Genomic DNA, 23781 nt, shown 5'->3' with positions numbered 1-23781 from the left:
TATGATTATATAGCAGCCATTACATTGCTTTAACAATAAAGTAATTTTTCTTACCTTTTTGAAGTAAGAGAAATTTACCGTCAATCAGATCGCTTTCATTAGCAGTATAAACTTCATTGATTTTTTCTTTGTTGACAGAAATAGAATTTCCTTTCAATTCTCTTGCTGCTTCGCTTTTGGATTTCAGAAATCCTGATTTTTCAGAAAGTAAATCAACAATATTGATTCCCAGAACATCAGACTTTAATATCTCTTTCTGAGGTACTCCTTCAAAAATCTCAAGGAAAATTTCTTCATCCAGCTGAACCAGGTCTTCTGCCGTAGATTTACCGAAAAGAATTTCAGAAGCCTTTAAAGCCTTTTCGTATTCCTCTCTCCCGTGAACCCATACGGTTACCTCTTCAGCAAGTTTTTTCTGAAGCTTTCTTTCGTGAGGAGCAGTCTGATGTTCCGCAGTCAGTGCATTAATTTCTTCTTTTTCAAGGAATGTATAAAATCTGATGAATCTTTCGGCATCATTATCCGTAGCATTCAGCCAGAACTGGTAGAATTTGTATGGTGAGGTTTTCTTTTTGTCTAACCAGTAATTTTCTCCGCTTTCAGATTTTCCAAACTTCGAACCGTCTGCCTTGGTAATCAAAGGAACGGTTAAGGCAAAAGCCTCTCCCTGGGCTTTTCTTCGGATCAGCTCAGTTCCGGTGGTGATATTTCCCCACTGGTCAGAACCTCCCATCTGAAGTTTTACCCCATTATTCTGATATAAATGTAAAAAATCGTATCCCTGAATCAGCTGATAGGTAAATTCTGTAAAACTCATTCCGTCAACACCTGCTTCCCCCGTAAGTCTCTTTTTAACAGAATCTTTGGCCATCATATAATTGACCGTAATATTTTTTCCTACATTTTTAGCAAAGTCAAGGAAAGAAATTTTCTTCATCCAGTCATAATTATTGACCAATTCAGCATTATTGGATTCGGTTCCCTCAAAATTTAAAAATCTGGAAAGCTGGCTTTTCAGGCATTCTATATAATGCAGAAGTGTTTCTTCATCTAAGAGATTTCTTTCTGCAGATTTTCCTGAAGGATCACCGATCATTCCTGTAGCACCACCAACCAAAGCAATCGGTTTGTGACCGTGCTGCTGAAAGTGAGCAAGAATTTTGATCTGAATAAGACTTCCTATATGTAAAGAATCTGCGGTAGGATCGAAACCGATATAGGCAGTCGTCATCTCCTTATTCAGTTGTTCATCAGTTCCCGGCATCATGTCAGAAAACAGACCTCGCCATTTCAGTTCTTCAATAAAAGAGTTCATTATTTTTTGTTTAAAATTTAATGAGCAAAGATAAGAAATTCAGTTGGGTTTCAGGTTTTACACCATTAAAACCATTATACTTAAAATTTAAAATCCTCAGTCAGGCGTATTCCTCAGTAAGTAGACAGAAAAGTCACTGAACACATAACCTGCACCCTGTATTCCGTTTGATATTCAGTTGAAATCAGCTATATTTGTGTATAATGAAAGACGAACAGTTATTTTCGCTTATCCAGAAAGCAAAGGAAAAAGACCAGAAGGCGCAGACCAAACTCATCAATGTCTTTTGGGTGGATGTATTTTCTTTTACCATGAAAAAAGTACATGACGAGAATGATGCAGATGAGATTACGGTTAATGTGTTTTCAAAAGTTTTATCAAAACTGGATATGTATGATCCTCACTTTCAGTTTAAAACATGGATCCTTACAATTGCACAAAACACAATTATCGATTTCTGGAGGAGGAAAAGCAGGGAAAATCAGGATCCTACGGAAAATTTGGATGAAGTGAAAAATCATTATGCAAAATCACCTGAAGAGCTCATGATTTCTGATGAAGAACAGAAAAAAATTATAAAAACCATCGAGTCTTTGGATATGAATTACCAGGATATTATCAAACTGCGGTTTTTCGAGGAGAAAAGTATCAAAGAAATTGCTGAAGAGCTGGGTATTTCCGTGGCCAACACAAAGGTCAGAGTAATGCGGGCTAAAAAAGTACTTGCAGAACTACTTAAAAATAATGAATTTGAAGATAATTAAGACCTGTCGGCAGCATTTCAGATCAGTTAATATTGAAATTCATAATCCGCAAGTTATTAAGATATTTAGATTAGATAAAATAAGGTTGGAATTAAGATTCAGGGATAAGATGCACAGATTATGGCTTCCGTCAATGGTGATCTTTGATTGTTTCGATAAAAAAATCCTTAACTTTGAAGTCAATTTTAGAAATAAATGGAGAATTTAGTTCAGGATACTACCGTTCAGAAACCAAAATGGATTCGTGTAAAACTTCCTACAGGGAAAAATTACAGAGAACTCCGAACCTTGGTTGATAAATATAAATTAAATACAATTTGCCAGAGTGGAAGCTGCCCGAATATGGGAGAATGCTGGGGAGAAGGTACGGCAACATTTATGATTCTTGGAAATATCTGTACCAGGAGCTGTGGTTTCTGTGGGGTGAAAACCGGAAAGCCAATGGATGTGAATTGGGACGAACCTGAAAAGGTTGCACGTTCAATCAAATTGATGAGAATCAAACATGCGGTTCTAACTTCAGTTGACCGTGATGATCTGAAAGATATGGGCTCTATTCTCTGGGGCGAAACAGTAAATGCAGTTAGAAGAATTTCACCGGGAACAACGATGGAAACATTGATTCCTGATTTTCAGGGACTGACAAAACATCTTGACAGAATGATCGATGTAGCTCCTGAAGTGATATCTCACAATATGGAAACGGTAAAACGTCTGACGAGAGAAGTGAGAATTCAGGCTAAATACGAAAGAAGTCTTGAAGTCTTGAGATATTTAAAAGAAGCAGGACAGAGAAGAACAAAAACAGGTTTGATGCTGGGATTGGGTGAAGACAGAGATGAAGTATTCCGTACAATTGAAGACATCAGGAATGCGAATGTTGACATTATCACCATGGGTCAGTATCTGCAGCCAACTAAGAAACATCTGCCTGTGAAAAAATTCATCACTCCGGAAGAATTTGATGAATTCGGGGATTTTGCAAGAAATTTAGGTTTCAGACACGTGGAAAGTTCACCTCTGGTAAGAAGTTCTTACCACGCAGAAAAACATATTCACTAAAAATATAAATCGCTTCAAATTTTTGAAGCGATTTTTTTATGCGTTATGGGAATAAGATTTTTCAGAAATATCAGATCTAAGACCTTTCTGTATAATTTAAAAAGAAATTTGTAATTTTTTAAATACAGAATTCTAAAAATTCACTACTGAAAAGACACACATCCGTAACGAACTGTAAGATCAATCAGGCGATCATCCGTTCATTTTATTCAAATGCGTTTTCTTAAAAGCTGTTGGGGTCTCTCCGATATGATTTTTAAATAATTTATTAAAGTAAGAGATACTCTCAAAACCGACCTGAAAGCAAACTTCAGTAATACATAGATTCTGCAGAAGCAGTATTTTCGCCTGATTTATTCTGTAATTGTTTACAAAATCCGTAAAGGTCATGTTGGTCTGCTTTTTAAAATACCTGCAGAATGCTGATGTGCTCAGGCTTACCGTTTCCGCAATCACATTTACATTAGGGTTTTTATCATAATTTTCACTGATATAATCATAAATAGTTCCCATTCTTATCTTGTCATTTAAAAACCATTTTACCCGGGTATCTTCCCTGTTCAGCTCCGTGACTTCAGTAGATTGGGATAGAGTCTGCAGAATCTCCAGCGTAGCAATGAGGGATTCAAAAGGAGACATTGTTTTAATGGAATGAAGTTTTTTTGCAACCGTTTCCTTTGTCTCACCGGAAAATGACAATCCTAAATAAGAGCGGTCCAGAAGTTTTTTAATATCATCAAATTCAGGAACTGAAAACATCATTTCCTGCTGGAAATTTTCTTTGAACTGCAATACGATCTGTTTGTATTCCGTCTCAATCCCGTAATCAAAATTAAGATGTGGAACATTGGCACCAATCAGCAGCAGGTCACTATCCATAAAACCCGAAATGTTTTTCCCGACATGGCGGATTCCGTTTAAAGCTTCAACATATACCAATTCAATCTCCGGATGATAATGCCAGAAAAAGCGATGCCTCATGGATGGTTCGATAATTTTAAAAGACTTACCACTTTCAAAATCAATAATTTCTTTCTGAATTTTCATTAGGTTCTGTTTTGATTGATTGATCTTGCAAATTTATTTAAAATTGTCAATACAGAGCAATAAGGAATCATTTCAGAACAAATGAAAACCATTATTTCTCTCGAATTTTGCACCCTGAAATAGTAAGAGATGTTTGATAAGAGAATTTTGCCTTTGGCGATTGGTGGTTTGGCAATAGGAACTACAGAGTTTACCATCATGGGACTGCTTCCTGATATTGCTGAAACGTTGCGCATTACGATTCCCCAGGCGGGACATTTAATCGCAGCATATGCTTTGGGAGTTGTGATTGGAGCCCCGTTTTTGATTGGATATTCCGTGAAATTTCCCCCAAAAAAGGTATTGACTGTTTTGATGGTCATATTTACAGTCTTTAATGCATTATCTGCTGTTGCTCCCGACTATCATTCTATGCTCATTATACGGTTTCTGTCGGGCTTACCCCATGGAGCATTCTTCGGAGTAGGAACGGTGGTTGCCTCAAGAATGGCAGGAAAAGGGAAGGAGGCATTATATATTTCACTTATGTTTACCGGGCTGACCGTTGCCAATCTTGCGATGGTTCCTTTGGTCACCTATATCGGACATGAATTTCACTGGCGGTGGTATTTTGCCATTGTTGCAGTAATTGGGATTTCAACTTTATCAGCTTTAAAAATCTGGCTTCCTGTGTTGGAAAAAAAAGAGGACAGTCATTTTCTGGAAGAACTGAAATTCCTGAAAGGCAGACAGCCATGGTTGGTTTTAATGATTACGGCAATAGGTTTTGGAGGATTATTTACCTGGTTTAGCTATATTACCCCACTGATGACCATAGTTTCAAAAATTGAAAGCAGCTCTATGGCCTATGTGATGATTCTTGCCGGTGCCGGAATGGTGGTAGGTAATTTAGCCGGAGGGTATATTTCAGATAAACTGGGTCCAGAAAAAACTTGCTGTTTACTGTTATTTCTGATGATGTGCTCTTTGTCTGGAGTGTTTTTTTTGTCAGAATACCAAAGTATTTCGTTGATTTTGACCTTTGTCTGCGGAGCTTTATCTATGTCAGTAGCAGCTCCGATCAATATCATGATGATGAAAGCGGCTCCGAAAAGTGAGATGATGGCAGCGGCGTTTATGCAGGCAGCTTTTAATATAGCCAATGCAATGGGAGCTTTCTTTGGTGGAATCCCTCTCGAACATGGTTTGCCTTATAATTATCCATCACTTGTCGGTGTAGGGATGACGGTTATTGGATTGATCATCAGTATAATTTATTTTTATATGTACCGATCCTCAAAGATATCAGAAAAGAAAATTGCGCGAGAATGTGTTTCCTGTGACCAATAAAAAAGAGAAGCAACAGCTTCTCTTTTTTATTTCTTTTCTACTCCACGACTTCATTGCCATTCTGGCACCAGTATAAAGCATTATACAGGTTTTCTTTAGGGAATGATTTAAATTCTCCCGGCATCAGGACACTGAAAATATCAGTAAAATTCTGAACACCTTCTTTATCAGTTACAATGGCAGCGCGATTCCATTTAGAGAGATTTTTTAACCCTAAAAAAACGTCCTGAAGCCATGCGCCCATTGTGAAATTACCTAAATCTGTATCCAGATATAAAAGGTAATTTAATTCATCGAACTGTTCAACCTTACTTTTGACATAAGGAATGACAAGGTTTTCAAAATCTTCTTTTGTTATGTCGCCAGTGGCATTGAAAGCCGCTACGTTCTCCGGAGCGTCATTGATAATTGTTATCATAATTTATATTTTATTTGGTCTGGATGGTGTTATTTTATCAATAATTAAACCATAATTGATAACCGCGTTACGAAGGGCGCAATTATTGATAGTGATTTGAAAAATAATTTCTATGGATCTGAAATCTAATGAACCATTCTGGCTTTTGAAAAACGGCCTTGTTTCCTCCTATCCATCTCTTAAATCAGACGAAATGTGTGATGTTCTCATTATCGGAGGTGGAATTACCGGAAGTCTCATTGCACATCAGATGATCAAAGACGGATATGATACCATTTTGATTGACAAACGTGAAATCTGTAACGGAAGTACCTCAGCAACGACCTCAATGCTGCAGTATGAAATTGATACTCCTCTTTATGAATTGATCAGGATGATTGGAGAAAAAGGAGCGGTCGAAAGTTACAAAGCCTGTTCAAAGTCTATAGATGATCTCGAAAAGATAACCAGGGAAATAAAAGCCAGATCCGGTTTTAAGAGAAAACAGTCGCTCTATTTCGCATCCAAAAAAAAAGATGCAGTATGGCTTGAAAAAGAATATGAAATAAGGAGAAAATCAGGATTTGAGGTAAGCTGGCTGGGAATCGAAGATATTGAAGAAAAATTTGGATTTCAAAATACCTATGGCGGAATTCTGTCTAAACAGGGCGCAAGTATTGATGCATTTAAATTTGCTCACGAACTGCTGAGATTTAATGTCAATAAAGGATTAAAAGTGTTTGATAAGACAGAAATGAGATCAGTAAAATATCTGCGGGATCACAATCTTGCTCTGACGACAGATGGTTTCAGTATCAAAGCAAAAAAGATAATCTACTGTGTAGGGTACGAAAGTAAATCGATGATTAAAGAAGATTTTGTCAATCTGAAAAGTACTTATGCAATTGTTTCCGAGGTTGATAAAGATAAATTTAAGAATATTGAGCAGATCCTCGTCTGGAATACCGATGATCCTTATATTTATATGCGGTCAACTGATGATGAAAGGCTTTTGATTGGCGGCGGGGACGAAGATTTTTCAGATCCTGAAAAAAGAGATTCACTGCTCAATAAAAAAGAAAAAGAAATTCTTAAAAACTTAAAAAGGATAAAACCTGATTATCATTTTTATACAGATTTTGTCTGGGCCGGGACTTTTGGAGAAACAAAAGACGGGCTTCCCTATATCGGAACTCATGAAAATTTTAAAAACTCTTATTTTGTTCTGGGTTTCGGAGGAAACGGCATCACCTTCTCTGTAACAGGGATGGAAATGGCTTCCGATTTTATGAAAAATAAAAAACATCACCTTACTGAATATTTTAAATTTGGGAGATAATTTACTTTTACTTTAATACAGAAAAAGTTTCGTGATTTGGCTTTGTCAAATCACGAAACTAATAAACAACATTAAAACTGCAGGTTCATCAAGTATATTCATATATGCTATATATCATTGAATCAGTAAACTGTCATATCCGATTCATAACCTGTAAACTATCCGATTAATCTATTGAATTCCAGATCTGAATATCAGCTGCTGTACCCATTCTTTTTTGCCAGTTCAAGAATAGATTTCTCAATGGCTTTTCCTAAATCATCAGCTTCGGAACGGCCTCGTTTTTTCAGTTCAGACTCAAGAAATTCCTGTCTTTTTCCTGCAAGAATCTCAATTTCTTTCTGAATTTTTTCCCTGTCTGCTGATTTTTGAGCAACAATTTTACTAATTTCTTCTCTGCTTTTTCCTTTAAGTTCAGAAGGTAACTGATCTTCTTTTATTGAATTCAAATAAGATTTATCTTTTTCTGCTTTATCAACCAGATCCCAGTGGTCATTTTTGTATGCATTTTTTTTAGATTTACTTACTACACGTTCTACAGCACTGGATGGCGAAAGCATTTCTGCATTTGAATCCTGTTTGGACTGTTTGTTTTTGTATTCCGATCCCTGGAGTCCATAAGAAATGTACGTATTATTCAAATCAGAATTATATTGAGAAATTTTCACATCATAAGGTGTTCCAATATACATCACTTTACGGTTACTGTCGATATTGAAGAATTTTCCGTCACCAAGATCTGCACCGTTCTGCCAATAGGTTTGAATACCTTCCTCACGGCTGCCACAGAAAATGGTATTGGTGTAAATATTCCTGCCTTTAGCCTTGGATATCACTTCCCTGTAATTGATCTTTCCCTGATCAAAAGCTTCATTTCCTGCAATATAAATGAGTTTCATACTTTTATCATTTCCGTCCCAGTTCAGATTCATCGAAGCATCACGGATAACGGCTCCGCAATACTCACTTCCGCCATTGGTTCTCAGCGCAAAAAGTTTTTCGGAAACCAGATCCAGATCCTGGGTAAGCGGAGTCACCTGCCTGATGTAATTTTCATCATTCAAACCGTCATTTCCGTATTCATATAAAGCAATTTCCACTTGAGGAGCCTGTCCTTTATATTTTAAAGTCGTTAAGGTATTGACAATAGTCCAGAGTCTTGATTTTGCCTGATCGATCAGCCCATCCATACTGTTGGATGTATCCAGAAGCAAAGCCACCTGAATTTTATTCTCTTTCAAAACAGAAGTTTTAGAATGAAATGAGTGGTTACTTTCAACAGCTCTTTTGTCGCCCTTTTTGCTGCAATGGATTTCTGTGATTTTTCCTGCACTTAGTAAAGCAGTTATACCTGCGGTTATTGTTAAAACTTTTAAGGTGCTCATATTCTATGTTTTTAATGATTTCTTTTTTTAGGGTAAGGCATTTGTGGTTCAGATTATAAGATTTGTCATACCGTAGTGAGACTTTGAGTTCATTATCTGAGTCTTGACTTATTGATTCAGGTTTTTAAATCATTGGATTTGTTCATTTATTGTAGAATCCTAAAACTGAAATCCTTCGTATCAAGTACTCTAAATCTTTATTACCGGCTGTAATATTGAATCTGCATTTCTTTCGGATATTTTACTTCATAAGAGAAATTAATCTTATCTGTAGCTCCGCTGCTTATTTTTCGGTTCCAGAGGACGCTTCCTGTTTTTTCATCATAAATTCCGTCACCCGTTTCCAGGGATTTTACCGTTATTTTCGAATTTTCACTTAATGGAAGCTGGTCAAGAATCTCCAGTTCAATATTTTCTTTTGTGTTATTTCTTACCGTGATCTCGTAAGATTCGGTTTCCCACTTATTTGCATTGAGAGCTTTCTGCGAAGTCTTATCCTGTAATTTGATTCTCTTTACAACAATTCTTTCGTCAACACCCAGTGAAATCGGAAACTCTTCTTTGACATAATTACCCGTAATATTTGTTTTTCCGATATAATTATCTTCAAAATAAATATTGGCTTCTCCCGAAATCAGATTCAGGTTCTGCCAGTTTTTTACAAACGCCATAAGAAAAACCTGATTGTTAAGCTTCGGAACAGTATGGTGCTTATAAGCTGCGTCAACCTCTTTTTTATCCAGGATCACATACTGTTCTTTTTCCTGGCTGACAATGGTTTGGCTAAATTTCAATTCATACAGTATATTCATCTGATTATCAGAAACAGTTGCTACCGGAGTCTGACTTGCTACAACTTCTTCGGCCCGCATCTGATAAGAATTGGTTAATTCCGATTTTGCTTTCTTGTTGTAACCTGTTTTTGAATCTTCGTTGCTGTAAGTGGTGTATTCAGCAACATACAGAGGTGATAGTACAGGTCTGTTTTGATTGTATGACGGTCTGTACGTTGAGACATATAATTTTACATTATTCCAGTCCTGACCGGTCTTTTGATGAATTTTTCCTTTATAGACCATCTCCAGCGGTTTTTTTATTGACATTGCACGCAAATCATAAGAGGGAGTCCAACCTGCATTTGAAACAATGTAGCTGACCCCAAGATTTAAATTTGTCTCATTTTCAGCAAGAATTTCGAGGATAAGTTCCTTTCTGTTGGTGTTTTTATGAGTTTGTTCTTCAGAAAACTGTTTGTTGATTTTGGTGATATTTTCATCCAGCAAAGTTTTTTGTTCGTCCAAAAGAAAAACCTGGTTATCAATTTCCAGCATTCTTTTTCTGTAAAAATCAGTCAGCCTGATTAATTGTTCCTGCGGAGTAGATTTATCATTGGTGGAAACTTTCAGATTATCGTTGATGATATTTTGTTCGCCTGTAAGATTTTTAATCTGAATATTCAGTAAGTTGACCTGTCTCTGAATTTTTTTTCTTTCATCATCCAGTTTCTTTTCACCTTCAGATAATTCTTCATTTTTCAGATAATTACTTTGAGGCGTAATGGAAAGAAGTGTTGTATTCTTCTCAAGATTTATTTTGTAGGTATTTTCATCAAGTTCATTTGGCAAATTAATGATTTTCACCAGATTTCTTCCTTTTTGAAGATTGATGGATGTGCTTCCTGATACTTTTGCACCCTGCAGAAATACAGTCACTTGTTTTACATTGATTTCCTTTTTGATTTCCTGAGATTTAAAAAAAGAAACCATAAAAATGAGTATTAAAATAGAGTGTCGCATTGTTTATTGTTTTAAGTTCTACGGTAAAATTACCTCGGTTATGAACCGGAAATTTGAAGACTTGGTGAACGGTCATTTTCACTTGGTGGAAGTTTTGAGCGAAAAAAAGACAGCCATTTCTGACTGTCGCTGTATAAGATTTTACCGCAAAAGAAACAAAAGATTTTATTCAGTTTAAGTTATTCAGAAGATTATAAAATAATCCGCAGTGAACCTGTTTCTACATTTTTAAACTTTTGAAATTCTGTTTTTTCAATAAGTTCTTTTCAATCTCTTGCGGTAAAAACGGCTCAAACATTCAAAACGCCGTCTTGTGCACTAAAGAATCCCGTATTTTGCTTTAATACTGTATTTCAGTTTGATGTTTTCAATGTTATCAAACGAATAATCAATATTCTGATCCGCTGCTTCTATCTGTACATTTGCCATTTTGCTTCTGTAGGCAACCGGAAGAACAGAATCGCTCATATAATCTTCAATTTCTGTAATCTCAATCGCATCTCCTGTCTTTTTATTGATGCTTTCCAAAAGATAATCTGCTTTTTCTTTCGCAGCTTTTAATGCATTGATCTTAACCGTCTTTCTGAAGTCTGCAATTTTCGTATTTTTAATTTCGGCAATATTCAGATTGCTTACCCATTTCTGGTTAAGATCTTCAAAAAGCTTACTAACATTCGTTTTTGCATTGACTTTAAATTGAAAACTTTTGGTAAACCTCGTCGTTTTAGAATAAAGGTTCTGATACATTGATTTGAATTTGATGTCTTCGTTTTTTACACCGTCATTTTTCAGCGTTTCAAATAACAGTTTCTCGTTATCTGCAAGTTGGTTTTTGTTGTCGGCTTTTATACCGATATTAAAGATGATTTCATCCGGTTCCACTTCCATTTCAGCAACTCCTGTTACTTCAATTGCATTTTTTTTCACTTCCTGCGCATTCATTAAACTTCCTGCTGCAAAAATTCCGACTAATAATAAGTGTTTCAGTTTCATAATTTCCTTTTTTAAATTTCTAAAGTAAAATTAGAATTAATCGGAAAGCGAAAACGGGGAGACTTGGTGAATGGAGGATTTGGCTTGGTGAAATGGCAAAGCAAAAAAATATCTGTTTTTTACATTTTTATTTTCTTAATTTTGTTCATAGAATTATTTAATTTTTTGAATATGACCACATATAACGTTTCCATTCCCGATAATAAAAATTCTTTTTTTCTGGAATTTCTGGAGCTTATAGGAGCACAGTATAAAAAAGAAAAAGATGATTTTTTTGAACTTTCCGAAGAGCAAAAGAAAATTTTAGAAAGTCAGAATAATTTGGAGATTTCTGAATATGAAAGTAGCGATGAGTTTTTGAATAAGCTAAGAAAAGAGTATGGCTTATAAAGCAATAGTTTCTCCAATTGCTAAAGCAGATATAAAACGGGCAGTAGCCTATTACAAGAAAAAAGCTTCAGTAAAGGTTGCGCAAAATTTCTTAAAGGATTATGAGCTTACTTTACAGAAAATAGTAGAAAATCCACTTTTTCAAATTTATTATAAAGACTTTAGAGGATTATTATTAAAAAAATATCCTTATATTATTTTTTATCAGATTGATCATGATAAAAAGCTTATTTTAATAAAAGCGGTATTCAATGCTAAGCAGGACACTCGAAAAAAACCATAAGTAAATCCTGCTTATATGAATTGTTTTTCTTACTGATTTATACTTTGTTGTGCAGTGATCGACTTTTTTCAATCATAATTAAATTCGTGTCCAAATTATTTATTTTTTTTGAGATCATATTTTACACTTAGATTTAGCATATACTGAATACCTATCTCAGAACTACGGTCATTAATTATCCTGTCATATCCGGCATAATTAATACCTTCATAATAATAAGTTTTACCTTTTCGTTCAAGTTTTTTAAGATAATTATCACTATTGTAATTTCCTTTCAAAAAATCCAGCTCTGAGCTTTCATAAGCTGTATATTCCTGATATTGGCTCTTAGGAAAAACATAAGAGAAATTAATATTTGCAGTCGGCGTCCCGACAATTTCTTTCTGAAATCGACTGAAATATTCTTCTTTTTTTCTTTTTAAAATGACATCAGCCTCTTTTAGCATTTTATTCTGTATCAGTTCATGATACGTACTGATATAATCAAATTTGATCACATCGTAAATTTGAAAATCTGAAGCTTCATAAATGATTTTTTCCAGTAATGAATAATTATTTACATTGATGATAATATTTTTTTTAATTTCAAAACCTTTAATTTTTTGGGTGACAATTTTCTGATCGGTCTCTACATTAAAATCATAAATTTTTGTCTGTGAGATAAAATCAACAAAAATATCTTCTTTCCTAATACCTGAAGTGGCAATTCTTTTTATAAAACCGTCTATTCGTTTGTTGATATTTTCAATCGATTTTTTAGGATTTTCGGCTTCTTCATTCACTCCTAAAGTGATTTTAAATTGATCTGCTTTTTGATTTTGTAAAATATTGACACTAATAACCAATGTAGAATCTGTGGTGTAAAAATGTCTCGTCTCTGAATAAAATGTGTTCACAAGATCCTGTGAGTTCCTATTTCTGTAATTTGAGTTCCCTTTTGCCTGTGACATCAGCAGATTAAAAAATAACAATAGAATAAATGTAGTCATTTGTGTTGTGAAAACTGTAGAATTGCTCTTCATGATAATAGTACTTAAAATTATAATGCAAACTTAATTTCATTAGTAAGCTGAAATAAGACAAACTTGGTAAACCTGTCTTTTCACTTGGCGAATAGCTTTTGACGAACTAAATATATCTATATCTTTGTCTTATGAAATTCATAGGGCTTTTTATATTTGTTCTTTTCTTGTTTTCTTCGAATAATTTGTATTCGCAGAGCAGCCGGGATACGAAAGAAATTGTAGCCGAGTCTTCAAAGCTTAAAAAAGCGGTCGATACCAAAAACGAATCTGCAGAAGCAGATTCGTATTATAATATTGGAGAAACCTATTTCAATAGCGGGAATTTCCCGAAAAGTGAAGAATACTTTATTAAATCTAAAAACATCTACGAAAAGCTGAATGATACGCAGAACCTTGAAAAAGTAACCCGCAAATTAGCGCAGTCCCAGGAAAATCAGAATAAACTGAAATCAGCACTGAACAATTATGAAAAAGCATCTAATATCGGATCTACCAAATCGAAAAGAGTTTTAAATGCAAACGATGCCTCAAGACTGGCATCACCCGCTGCGGAAAGTAAGGCTGAAGCTATCCAGAGCAATATTCAGATCAGTCAGAAAGAAAACAATAAGGAAGATCTTGCGGCTGGCTACAGCCAGATGGCAGATGTCAATATAGAACAGAGAAATATTCCCAAAGCGGAGGAAAACTACAGCAACGCGTATAAAATTTCTAAAGAAAATGCTCCGCAGCAGGCATTGGCAATCAATCAGAAACTGACAGATCTTTATGTGGATAATAAAAATTTTGACAAAGCGATTGCCGCTAAAAAAGAAGTTTTAAGTGAAGATTTCGTCAAAAATAATTCTCAGAAAAAAGTAGAGCAGATTCAGCAACTCGCTGATATATACATCAAAAAAAATGATCCTGAAGAAGCAATTGTATTATTAAAAAATGCTTATGATATTGCATTAAACAAAGGACACACGCTGGAAGCCCAGATAAGTGTAAAAAAACTCGACAGTTTATACGCAATTTCTCAAAACACAGATGCTTCAGTACAGTTATACCGTGATTTTCTGGGAAAATTACCTGATCTGGTTTCCAAAGACAGAAGCTTAGTGGATAATAAAATTCTTGAAGATACAGAACAGCGTATATCACAGCTTGAAAAAGAAAAACAGCTCAAAGATGAATTGATCCGCAAGAAAAATATTTTTAACTACAGTCTGATTGCAGTTCTGGTGCTCTTATCTGCATTAGTGATTTTTATATTCCTCACCTTGAAAAAAGTACAGGTTAAAAATAAAAAAATTGCTTTGCAGTCGCTTCGACGGGAGATGAATCCACATTTTATTTTTAACAGTCTGAACAGCGTAAATCAGTTTATCGCAACCAATAATGAATTGGAAGCCAATCAGTATCTAACCAAATTCTCAAAACTGATGCGTGGCGTAATGGAAAATTCTGCTGAGGATTTTATATCTTTTCAGCAGGAACTGGATCTGCTTCAGAATTATTTAGCTTTGGAAAAGACACGGTTTGCAGATAAATTTGATTATGAAATTAAGGTTGATGAAAATTTAGATCAGCAAAACCTTCAGATTCCGGGAATGATGGTGCAGCCATTCCTGGAAAATGCCATTTGGCACGGACTGCGCTACAGAAGTGAAAAAGGGTTTTTGAAACTCAGTTTAAAAAAAGATAGTCAACATTTAAAGATCAGCATTCAGGATAACGGAATCGGAATTGAGGAAAGTAAAAAGCAGAAAACGGTACATCAGAAGAACCGTGAAGGCCGCGGAATGAAAAATACGCTGGAAAGAATCAGGTTGCTGAATGATTTGTATAAAAAAGACATCACCTGCCTCATAAAAGACTCTGAAAATGGTGTTTTGGTAGAGATCACGTACAAATTGATCCGCTGAAAAATTAATTTACAACTTAAAAATTAAAATCTGCAGGCATGAAAATAAAATCTGTAATCGTTGACGATGAAAAAATTGCAAGAGATGTTCTTCGCAGTTATCTTACAAAATACTGTCCGCAGATCGAAATTTTAGGCGAAGCTGAAAATAGTAAGGATGCTGTTCTTCTGATTGCAGAAATGCAGCCGCAGCTCGTTTTTCTGGACGTAGAAATGCCCTTCGGAAATGCGTTTGATGTACTGGAAGCGACATCGGAGTTTTTTTATGAAACCATTTTTATTACGGCATTTTCTCAATATTCCCTGCAGGCTCTGAATAAATCTGCCAGTTATTATATCCTGAAACCTATAGATATTCAGGAGCTAATTGTAGCCGTGAATAAAGTTGCGGAAAGTATAGAACAGAAAGACGAACTCAATCGTAATAAAATTCTTTTGCAGAATCTAAAACTAAAACCGGAAAAACAGCAGTTGATTCTGCCGACACTTCAGGGTTTTGATGTAGTAAAAACAGAAGATATCGTACGGCTTCAGGCTGATGGAAACTTTACTCAGGTTTACCTTACGGACGGTTCGAAAAAGATGGTCTGCCGGTTTTTAAAACATTTTGATGATTTACTGGAAAATCCTTTTGTGAGGGTTCACAGGTCGCATATTATCAATACGTTTTTTGTGAAATCCTATCATAAAAGTGGTACCGCCACTTTATCGGATAATACAGAAGTAGAGGTTTCCGCAGGTTTTAAAGAACAGTTTTTAAAAGTCTTTTCGTGATATACGGTTGGCTTTTTAGCTGTTGATAACGGTAGGCCTCACACCTGTCCTGCTTTAGGCATCATTTTTGAATTTTCTTAATATTAAATAAATCATTATGAAAACGTTTCAGAAAATAGCCATCCCTGTTTCTTTAGGGATCATTGGATTATTTCTTTTCAATTCCTGTTCAGTGGGAATTCCTGAGGGTGCAACAGCAATTAAGGGCTTCAATTCAGAAAAATATCTCGGAAAATGGTACGAAATAGCCCGCTTTGATTATAAATTCGAGAAAAATATGGATCAGGTAACGGCTGAATATTCATTAAATCCTGATGGAACAATCCGTGTTCAGAACAGAGGTTATAATTACGTTAAAAAAGAATGGAAAGAATCAGTTGGAGAAGCAAGGTTTGTTAACGATAAATCAGAAGCAAGATTAAAAGTATCATTTTTTAAACCTATCTGGGCGGGATATAATGTTATTGATATTGATGATGATTATCAGAATGCTTTAGTTGTCGGTAACAGCACCAAATATATTTGGATTTTATCAAGAAACAAAGAAATCCCAAACAGCATCAGAGAACGATTTTTGGCAAAAGCACAAAAATTAGGTTACAAAACAGATGAACTCATCTGGGTAAAACAAAATTAGATTTTACATGTAAGGTGGCTTCGAGAACCTCAGCCACCAACTGTGATATCAGTTTTAGTATGAAATTTTTAGAACCTCAGCTTTCTGTGATATTGTCTTAATGGTGGCTTCGAGAACCTCAACTACCAACTGTGATATCGATTTTATAGTAAAAATTTTAGAATCTCAACTCTTTTGATATTATATTAAAGCAGGCAGTGGCTTTAGTATGGCGGCAGAGTTTTCCTCATTGTGGCTGAGGCTCTCGAAGCCACAATCCGTAACCTAAAACCCTTTAGTGCTGGTTCTGGCTCTCTAATAGTTGTTGAGGCTACCTACTGGTGGCTGAGGCCCTCGAAGCCATTCCCTCCATTCCTCAAAACGATAATCAATCACCTGCCTCATTATATTGTAATTTTCGTAGTTATCTTCGATGTGATAAAAAGTTTCATATTCAAAATAACTTTCTTCTGCTACGGTATCAAAAATATTGATGTAATCCGTTGCAAATGAACTGAATTGATTGGCGAAATGCGTTTCATCTGCATAATAATCTTTTGCAAAAGCATTTCCAAGATCATTCAGCTCATACTCAGAAAACTTGCCGTCAAGTATATTCATTATGAATTCTGCACCGGTGAGTTCCTGACGTTTCAGTTTTTCAATGTCATCAGAAGTTTCTTCCTTCAGTTCACTCGAAATCATATCATTGGTGATACACCAGTTTAAAAACATTCCGGTATGTGTTGCGCCGTTTTTTTCTGAAAGTCCTTCCGGGAAATCACCTCCGTAATGCCAGGAAGCATCATCATATTTAGTCATATTCTTATTTTAATTATATAAATGATTTTTTTCAAAAAAGTAAATGGTGAAAACAAAGTTAAAAAGTTTATTATATGAATATTTAAAATAAAGCAGATACTACCGTCAGCGTCTGAAATTTTAAAATTTGAACAACATCTTTTGTATCCTTTACGGTGTAAAAATATTATATACAAACCAAAGATATAAAAAATCATTTTCTTTTGTTCACTACAGAGATTTTCACGTCATTTGTATTGGATTTTATTCAAAATTAAACAAATGCAAAATGCAGTTCTTATCACCATTGGTGACGAAATTCTTTCCGGTAATACCGTAGATACGAATTCTAATTTCATTGCTGCCGAACTCAAAAATATCGGAATTAAAGTAGTGCAGATTTTTACTATTTCGGATGAAATAGAAATTATTAAAAATACGCTGAAATATGCCTTCGAAATGGGAGATCTGGTGATTACTACAGGAGGTTTGGGACCCACCAGAGATGATAAGACTAAAAAAGCTTTAGCGGAATTTTTTGATGATGAAATCGCTTTGGATGATGTTACCTTCGAACATCTTAAAGCCTATATGGAAAAACGTGGGCGCATCGAAATTCTGGAAAGGAACCGCGAACAGGCTTTTGTACCTAAAAAATCTGTTGTTTTTCAGAATCATTACGGAACAGCTCCATGCATGATGATTGAAAATAGCGGTAAACTCTCTTTCAGTCTTCCCGGTGTTCCATATGAAGTTAAACCTTTAATGAAAGACCAGATTATTCCTTATCTGAAAGATAAATTTAATCTCAATTATATTTCCACAAGAATTGTTTCTGTAGTTGGAATTCCGGAGAGTATTCTGGCTGACCAAATTGAAAGCTGGGAACTTGAACTGCCAGAAAATCTCGCTTTGTCTTATCTTCCGGTTGGAACAAGAGTCAAGCTGAGACTCACCGCAACAGGGAGTAATGAAAAATTCCTGCAGAGCCAGCTCGAAAATGAAATTCAAAAATTGTTTCCGATTATTGGCGATAATATCATCGCCGTTTCAGAAGATAAAATTGAGAAAATTTTAGGTGAAATTTTAAATGAAAAAGAATTGACGGTTTCTACAGCTGAGAGTTGTACAGGGGGTAAACTCGCACAGCTGCTGACCTCCAACCCTGGAAGTTCCAGATATTTTGTCGGCGGAGTCGTTGCCTATGCCACACAAAAGAAAACCGATATTCTTCATGTTTCTGAAGGGACTATAGAAAGATTTACCGTAGTCAGCCGGGAAGTCGCAAGAGAAATGGCAGACGGGTGCCAGAGTCTTTTTAAATCTGATATTTCTATTTCCACAACAGGAGTAGCCGGACCCGGAAAAGGAGAGGATGGCAAAGAGGTCGGTCTGGTATATTATACAATCAATGTCCGTAATGAATCAGAAACATTTAAACTTCATCTTCCTCATTTGGACAGGCAGGATTTTATCTACTTTGTTTCACAGAAAATTATTCAGGATCTTGTTGGAATTTTAATTAATAAATAAATCCTTATTCTTTATATTCTGATGACAATTTCTCTGCTGGTTTTAAAACTGCAGCGTATAAAAAGAACTGTCAAATTTTTTTCATTCCACAGATTATATTTTTTGACAATCCGATTTATAAAAAAAATTAACTTTAGCGTAACAAAATGTAAATAAGATATACTTATTGTATAAATAATTATCACGATGAAATTGCAGTGTTTGGCATTGGCAGAAAAGCTATGAAAACAGAAGCAATTGCTTATGACAAAAATAAAAAGTTTCTATATGAAAAAATTAACCCTTTCTTTGTTTTTACTTGCAGGAATCTGTTCGCAAAACACACTGAACGCTCAGGCAAAATCTGCAAAAACTATAGTTGCAGCCGATAAAGGTTTAGACATCAGCCTGATGGATAAATCTGTTCGTCCACAGGATGACTTCTATAATTATGTTAGCGGAACCTGGATGAAAACTGCTAAAATTCCTTCTGATAAACCAACCTGGGGGAGTTTTAATAAACTGGCAGACGATACGGATAACAATTCGATGACCATTTTGAATTCTCTTCTGAAGGATAAATTTGCAGACGGAAGTGAAGGTAAAAAGATTCAGGACCTGTATGCAACGTACATGAATATGCAGAAGAGAAATGCAGATGGGATCAAGCCTATTCAAGAAAATATCAATAAAATTGATGCAATTAAAAATCTTACCGACCTGCAGAATTATCTGACTTCTGTTACTAAAGAAGGAGATAATGTATTCTATGGATGGGGAGTGTATTCTGATCTTAAAAATTCAAATATGAATGCAGTCTATTTAGGGGATGCTTCATTAGGAATGGGAAGAGATTACTACCAGAAGGTGGATGTAAAAAACACTGAAGCTCTGGCGGAGTATCAGAAATATGTTGCATCAATGTTAAAAGAATTAGGATACAAAAATGCTGATGCTGCTGCAAAAGGAGTGGTTGACTATGAAAAAAGTATTGCTAAAAATTTGCTGACCAATGAACAGAGCCGTGACAATACGCTGCAGTACAATCCAAAAACGATTGCTGAGCTGTCATCTTTGGTGAAGAATATAGACCTTGCTTCATATCTTAAAAAAGTAGGGGTGAATACAGACAGAGTCATAATCGGTGAATTGGGGTATTACAAAAACTTCGATCAGCTGGTAAATGAAAAAAATCTTCCTGTAATCAAGGATTATCTTAAGTTTCACATGATCAATGGCGGAGCATCTTATTTAAGTGAAAAACTGGGTGATACAAGATTCGCTTTTTACGGTAAATATTTAAGAGGGCAGCAGGAGCAGAGAGCTTTGAACAAAAGAGGATATGAGCTGATCAACGGTTCTTTGGGTGAGGCTTTCGGTAAATTATATGTAGAGAAATATTTCCCGGCTGAAGCAAAAGCTCAGATGGTAGAATTGATCGATTACTTAAAGAAAAGTTTCGCAGTTCACATTAACGGATTGACATGGATGTCTTCTACAACGAAAGAGAAAGCAATGAACAAACTGAATAAATTTACAGTAAAAGTTGCTTACCCTGATACCTGGAAAGATTATTCCAAATTAAATATCACTCCTGAATCGAAAGGAGGAAACCTTTATTCAAACCTTCAGAATATTGCAGAATGGAAGTATAATAAAGACTTGGCTAAGATAGGAAAGCCGGTTGATAAAACAGAATGGGGAATGACTCCACAGACTGTAAATGCATATTACAATCCGGTGTTTAACGAGATTGTTTTCCCTGCAGCTATTCTTCAGCCTCCGTTCTTCAATCCAAAAGCTGATGCTGCTGTTAATTTTGGTGGAATTGGTGCTGTAATCGGTCACGAAATCAGTCATGGATTTGATGATTCAGGAGCTCAGTTTGATGCAGAAGGTAACCTGGTGGACTGGTGGACACCGGAAGATAAAGCCAACTTTGAAAAAGCAACTAAAGCTTTGGCAGCGCAGTATGATAAATATGAGCCGGTAAAAGGAACTTTCGTGAACGGAACTTTTACAAACGGTGAAAACATCGCAGATTTGGGTGGTGTAAATATTGCTTACGATGCATTACAGATGTATTTGAAAGATAAGGGAAATCCTGGAGTAATCAGCGGTTATACACAGGATCAGAGATTTTTCTTAAGCTGGGCAACCGTATGGAGAACCTTATCCAGTGAAAAATATATGGTGAACCAGGTAAAAACGGATCCTCACTCTCCTGGATATTTCAGAAGTTTCGGTCCTTTGACCAATGTTGATGCTTTTTATAAAGCATTTGATGTAAAACCGGGTGACAAATTATACAAAAAACCGGAAGACAGAATTAAAATCTGGTAATCAATATCAAAACCGTTCAGAAATGAGCGGTTTTTTTTATTTTATATTGATCTCTCATTCAAAATAGAAATAGGATTTAAACAGTTATTGGTGTTTTTTAATAAACAGCTGAGCCCCCGAACTGGTGATCTGAAACTCTTGATTACTATGGTGGCTAAAACTCTCGAATGTTGGCTGAGGCTCTCGAATGGTGTGTGAGGCTCCCAATTGGTGGCTGAGGATCTCGAATTGGTGGCTGAGGATCTCGAAGCCACCAAACCTCACTGCTGGCTGAAACTCTCAAATGGTGTCTACGGTTCCCCAATTGGTGTCTGAGTCTCTCAAATTTGTGTCTGAGTCTCTCAAATTTGTGTCTGAGATTCCCGAATTGTTTGCTGAATCTCTCAAATTGGTGGCTGAGGCTCTCGAATGGTGGCTGAGGCTCTCGAAGCCACCAGATCTCTTTTAACATATTTCCCTATATTTGATCTAACTGTTTTACAAATCAAAATTAATCTAATGAAAAACGTAAATATTGCGGTACTTGCGCTCTCCGGTATTGTATTTTTAAATTCATGCGGAGCCAGAAAAACCGTTGAAAATTCAAAAGCAGAACCTGCTGTTACAGCAAGTGCTGAACCTGTGAAAGAAACTAAAGAAGAAGGGATCAACTTATCCTACATGGATACCAGTGTTCGTCCGCAGGATGATTTCTTCAGTTATGTCAACGGAAACTGGGTCAAAAATACTCAGATTCCTTCTGATAAGGCAAGCTGGGGGTCTTTTAATGCATTAAGAGAAAACGTTGATGATGCTTCATTGGGGATCTTAAATAAGATTTTAACTGAAAAATACGCTGAAGGGTCAGAAGGTCAGAAAATTCAGAATCTATATGCTTCGTTTATGGATGTCAGCAAAAGAAATGCAGACGGTCTGAATCCGATCAAAGGAGATCTGGCAAAAATTGATGCCATTAAAAATGTAAATGACCTGCAGAAGTATCTTCTTGAAGCTACAAAACTCGGGGATAATTCTTTCTACGGATGGAGAGTCAGTGCTGATATGAAAAATTCTAAAATGAATGCAGTGTATCTTGGCGGTCCCGATCTTGGATTAGGAAGAGACTACTACCAGAAAGTGAATGAAGCGAATACCAAAACGTTAGCTGAATACCAAAAATATGTAGCACAGTTATTCGGCGTTTTAGGATATAAAAACAGTGATTCCACTGCGAAAAATGTCGTTGATTTTGAAAAACAGCTGGCCAATTATCTTTTGACATTGGAGCAGAACCGGGATGCGAATTTAAGATATAATCCTAAAAATGTATCTGAACTTTCAGGTTTGGTCAAAAATGTAAATTTGGAAAAGTATCTTAAAGATGCGGGAGTCAATACTGATAAAGTAATTGTTGGTGAAATGAAATATTATCAGAATATGGATCAGTTCATTAACCAAAAAAATCTTCCCCTGCTGAAAGATTACCTTAAATACCATGTGGTTAACGGTAATGCAAGCAATTTGGGAGAAAGTTTAGACAACATCCGTTTTGATTTTTATTCCAAATATCTTCAGGGACAGAAGGAGCAGCGTGCCATGGATAAAAGAGGTCTGGCACTGGTAAATGGTGTTTTGGGTGAAGCATTCGGTAAGTTGTACGTAGATAAATATTTTACTCCAGAATCAAAGCAGCAGATGGAAATATATATTGATTACATTTTAAAATCATTTAAAAACCATATTACCGAGATGGACTGGATGTCTGATGAAACCAAAGTGAAAGCACAGGAAAAACTTTCTAAATTTACAGTGAAAATTGCTTATCCTGATGAGTGGAAAGATTATTCAAAACTGAAAGTGGAAGCTCCGGCTCAGGGAGCTACACTGTATTCTAACTTACAGAATGTATCAGCATGGCAGTATCAGAAAAGTTTAGAAAAAGTAGGAAAGCCTGTTGATAAAACGGAGTGGGGAATGTCTCCACAAACTGTTAATGCATATTACAGCGGTTCAAACAACGAAATTGTTTTCCCTGCAGCTATTCTTCAGCCGCCTTTCTACAATCCTAAAGCTGACGCAGCAGTTAATTTCGGTGGGATAGGAGCGGTAATAGGACATGAGATCTCTCACGGTTTTGATGACAGCGGATCCAGATTTGATGGAGACGGAAACCTGAACAACTGGTGGACAGAGCAGGACCGCAAGAACTTTGATGCAAAAGTAGGGCAGTTGGCTTCCCAGTACAATGCTTACGAGCCTGTAAAAGGAAGTTTTGTCAACGGAAAATTCACAAGCGGAGAAAATATTGGTGATCTGGGCGGAGTAGCAGTAGCTTATGATGCACTTCAGATGTATCTGAAAGATAAGGGAAATCCAGGATTAATATCCGGATTTAATCAGGATCAGAGGTTTTTTATGAGCTGGGCGACAGTTTGGAGGACAAAATCTACAGATCAGTATATGATAAATCAGGTAAAAACGGATGCCCATTCGCCGGGATATTTCAGAGCATTCGGACCTTTGGTCAATCAGGATGCATTTATAAAAGCATTTGATATCAAACCCGGAGATAAACTGTATAAAGCACCGGAAGAAAGAATTAAAATCTGGTAAGAAAGTTATTAAAACCGTAATATTAAAAACGCATCATTTGATGCGTTTTTTTATTTATTTTTCATAGATTAGTGATACCAAAAAGTATTAATAATCATTTGATTAGAATGGG

The 23781-nt window shown here is 35.8% G+C and carries 20 protein-coding genes; 12 read left to right on the top strand and 8 right to left on the bottom strand.

What is annotated here, in order from left to right; genetic code table 11:
• Positions 1-19: 19 nt before the first annotated feature.
• Positions 20-1315, bottom strand: a complete 1296-nt coding sequence (gene tyrS / locus AC2A07_RS11770; protein ID WP_484050566.1) for a tyrosine--tRNA ligase — start codon at positions 1313-1315, stop codon at positions 20-22.
• Positions 1316-1518: 203 nt separating this feature from the next.
• Here tyrS and AC2A07_RS11765 point away from each other — a divergent pair, with 203 nt between their 5' ends.
• Together AC2A07_RS11765 and lipA are read left to right on the top strand one after the other, a co-directional pair.
• Positions 1519-2079, top strand: coding sequence for an RNA polymerase sigma factor (locus AC2A07_RS11765; protein WP_484050565.1), 561 nt, complete (start codon positions 1519-1521; stop codon positions 2077-2079).
• Positions 2080-2274: 195 nt separating this feature from the next.
• Positions 2275-3141 (top strand): lipoyl synthase, encoded by an 867-nt coding sequence (gene lipA / locus AC2A07_RS11760; RefSeq protein ID WP_484050564.1) that lies wholly within the window; start codon positions 2275-2277, stop codon positions 3139-3141.
• Between the two features lie 192 nt (positions 3142-3333).
• On the opposite strand, the gene AC2A07_RS11755 is transcribed toward lipA, so the two are convergent.
• On the bottom strand, positions 3334-4188 hold the full coding sequence (locus tag AC2A07_RS11755; protein ID WP_484050563.1) for an AraC family transcriptional regulator: 855 nt from the start codon (positions 4186-4188) through the stop codon (positions 3334-3336).
• A gap of 129 nt (positions 4189-4317) precedes the next feature.
• Here AC2A07_RS11755 and AC2A07_RS11750 point away from each other — a divergent pair, with 129 nt between their 5' ends.
• The gene (locus tag AC2A07_RS11750) at positions 4318-5517 is read left to right on the top strand and encodes an MFS transporter (RefSeq protein ID WP_484050562.1); all 1200 of its coding nucleotides are present in this window, start codon (positions 4318-4320) and stop codon (positions 5515-5517) included.
• A 37-nt stretch (positions 5518-5554) separates the two neighbouring features.
• On the opposite strand, the gene AC2A07_RS11745 is transcribed toward AC2A07_RS11750, so the two are convergent.
• Positions 5555-5935: an STAS/SEC14 domain-containing protein gene (locus AC2A07_RS11745; RefSeq protein WP_314495805.1), complete on the bottom strand. Its 381-nt coding sequence runs from the start codon at positions 5933-5935 to the stop codon at positions 5555-5557.
• 112 nt (positions 5936-6047) lie between these two features.
• On the opposite strand from AC2A07_RS11745, the gene AC2A07_RS11740 reads away from it, so the two are divergent.
• A complete protein-coding gene (locus AC2A07_RS11740) occupies positions 6048-7253 on the top strand; it encodes an FAD-binding oxidoreductase (protein ID WP_314495802.1) in 1206 nt (401 codons plus the stop codon).
• A gap of 194 nt (positions 7254-7447) precedes the next feature.
• On the opposite strand, the gene AC2A07_RS11735 is transcribed toward AC2A07_RS11740, so the two are convergent.
• From AC2A07_RS11735 to AC2A07_RS11725, 3 genes are all read right to left on the bottom strand, one after another.
• Positions 7448-8638, bottom strand: a complete 1191-nt coding sequence (locus AC2A07_RS11735) for a vWA domain-containing protein (protein WP_484050561.1) — start codon at positions 8636-8638, stop codon at positions 7448-7450.
• 200 nt (positions 8639-8838) lie between these two features.
• Entirely contained in the window at positions 8839-10404 is a 1566-nt protein-coding gene (locus AC2A07_RS11730) for a DUF4139 domain-containing protein (RefSeq protein WP_484050560.1), read from the bottom strand.
• A 348-nt stretch (positions 10405-10752) separates the two neighbouring features.
• The gene (locus tag AC2A07_RS11725) at positions 10753-11427 is read right to left on the bottom strand and encodes an SIMPL domain-containing protein (RefSeq protein WP_484050559.1); all 675 of its coding nucleotides are present in this window, start codon (positions 11425-11427) and stop codon (positions 10753-10755) included.
• Between the two features lie 63 nt (positions 11428-11490).
• On the opposite strand from AC2A07_RS11725, the gene AC2A07_RS11720 reads away from it, so the two are divergent.
• Both AC2A07_RS11720 and AC2A07_RS11715 read left to right on the top strand, forming a co-directional pair.
• The gene (locus AC2A07_RS11720) at positions 11491-11817 is read left to right on the top strand and encodes a hypothetical protein (protein WP_484050558.1); all 327 of its coding nucleotides are present in this window, start codon (positions 11491-11493) and stop codon (positions 11815-11817) included.
• Positions 11807-12100 carry a type II toxin-antitoxin system RelE/ParE family toxin gene (locus tag AC2A07_RS11715; protein WP_484050557.1) on the top strand — a complete coding sequence of 98 codons (294 nt, stop codon included), beginning with the start codon at positions 11807-11809 and terminating at the stop codon, positions 12098-12100. Before AC2A07_RS11720 ends, AC2A07_RS11715 begins: the two co-directional genes overlap by 11 nt.
• A gap of 95 nt (positions 12101-12195) precedes the next feature.
• Here AC2A07_RS11715 and AC2A07_RS11710 read toward each other — a convergent pair whose 3' ends face one another.
• Positions 12196-13122, bottom strand: coding sequence for an SIMPL domain-containing protein (locus tag AC2A07_RS11710; RefSeq protein WP_314495786.1), 927 nt, complete (start codon positions 13120-13122; stop codon positions 12196-12198).
• A gap of 131 nt (positions 13123-13253) precedes the next feature.
• Here AC2A07_RS11710 and AC2A07_RS11705 point away from each other — a divergent pair, with 131 nt between their 5' ends.
• From AC2A07_RS11705 to AC2A07_RS11695, 3 genes are all read left to right on the top strand, one after another.
• On the top strand, positions 13254-15032 hold the full coding sequence (locus AC2A07_RS11705) for a sensor histidine kinase (protein ID WP_484050556.1): 1779 nt from the start codon (positions 13254-13256) through the stop codon (positions 15030-15032).
• A 38-nt stretch (positions 15033-15070) separates the two neighbouring features.
• On the top strand, positions 15071-15805 hold the full coding sequence (locus AC2A07_RS11700; protein ID WP_484050555.1) for a LytR/AlgR family response regulator transcription factor: 735 nt from the start codon (positions 15071-15073) through the stop codon (positions 15803-15805).
• Positions 15806-15902: 97 nt separating this feature from the next.
• Positions 15903-16442 (top strand): lipocalin family protein, encoded by a 540-nt coding sequence (locus AC2A07_RS11695; protein WP_484050554.1) that lies wholly within the window; start codon positions 15903-15905, stop codon positions 16440-16442.
• A gap of 294 nt (positions 16443-16736) precedes the next feature.
• Here AC2A07_RS11695 and AC2A07_RS11690 read toward each other — a convergent pair whose 3' ends face one another.
• Positions 16737-17243, bottom strand: coding sequence for a DUF7832 domain-containing protein (locus AC2A07_RS11690; RefSeq protein ID WP_484050553.1), 507 nt, complete (start codon positions 17241-17243; stop codon positions 16737-16739).
• A 261-nt stretch (positions 17244-17504) separates the two neighbouring features.
• Here AC2A07_RS11690 and AC2A07_RS11685 point away from each other — a divergent pair, with 261 nt between their 5' ends.
• The 3 genes from AC2A07_RS11685 to AC2A07_RS11675 all read left to right on the top strand — a co-directional run bounded on the left by AC2A07_RS11685 (position 17505) and on the right by AC2A07_RS11675 (position 23669).
• Positions 17505-18755, top strand: coding sequence for a CinA family nicotinamide mononucleotide deamidase-related protein (locus AC2A07_RS11685; protein WP_484050552.1), 1251 nt, complete (start codon positions 17505-17507; stop codon positions 18753-18755).
• Positions 18756-19022: 267 nt separating this feature from the next.
• Positions 19023-21077: a M13 family metallopeptidase gene (locus AC2A07_RS11680; protein ID WP_484050551.1), complete on the top strand. Its 2055-nt coding sequence runs from the start codon at positions 19023-19025 to the stop codon at positions 21075-21077.
• A gap of 498 nt (positions 21078-21575) precedes the next feature.
• On the top strand, positions 21576-23669 hold the full coding sequence (locus tag AC2A07_RS11675; RefSeq protein ID WP_484050550.1) for a M13 family metallopeptidase: 2094 nt from the start codon (positions 21576-21578) through the stop codon (positions 23667-23669).
• Positions 23670-23781 lie beyond the last annotated feature (112 nt).

This window comes from Chryseobacterium sp. HNCC26DJ238 (assembly GCF_057180465.1).
Note: the sequence above shows the minus strand (reverse complement) of the source record. Positions and strands in the feature narration are given on the sequence as shown.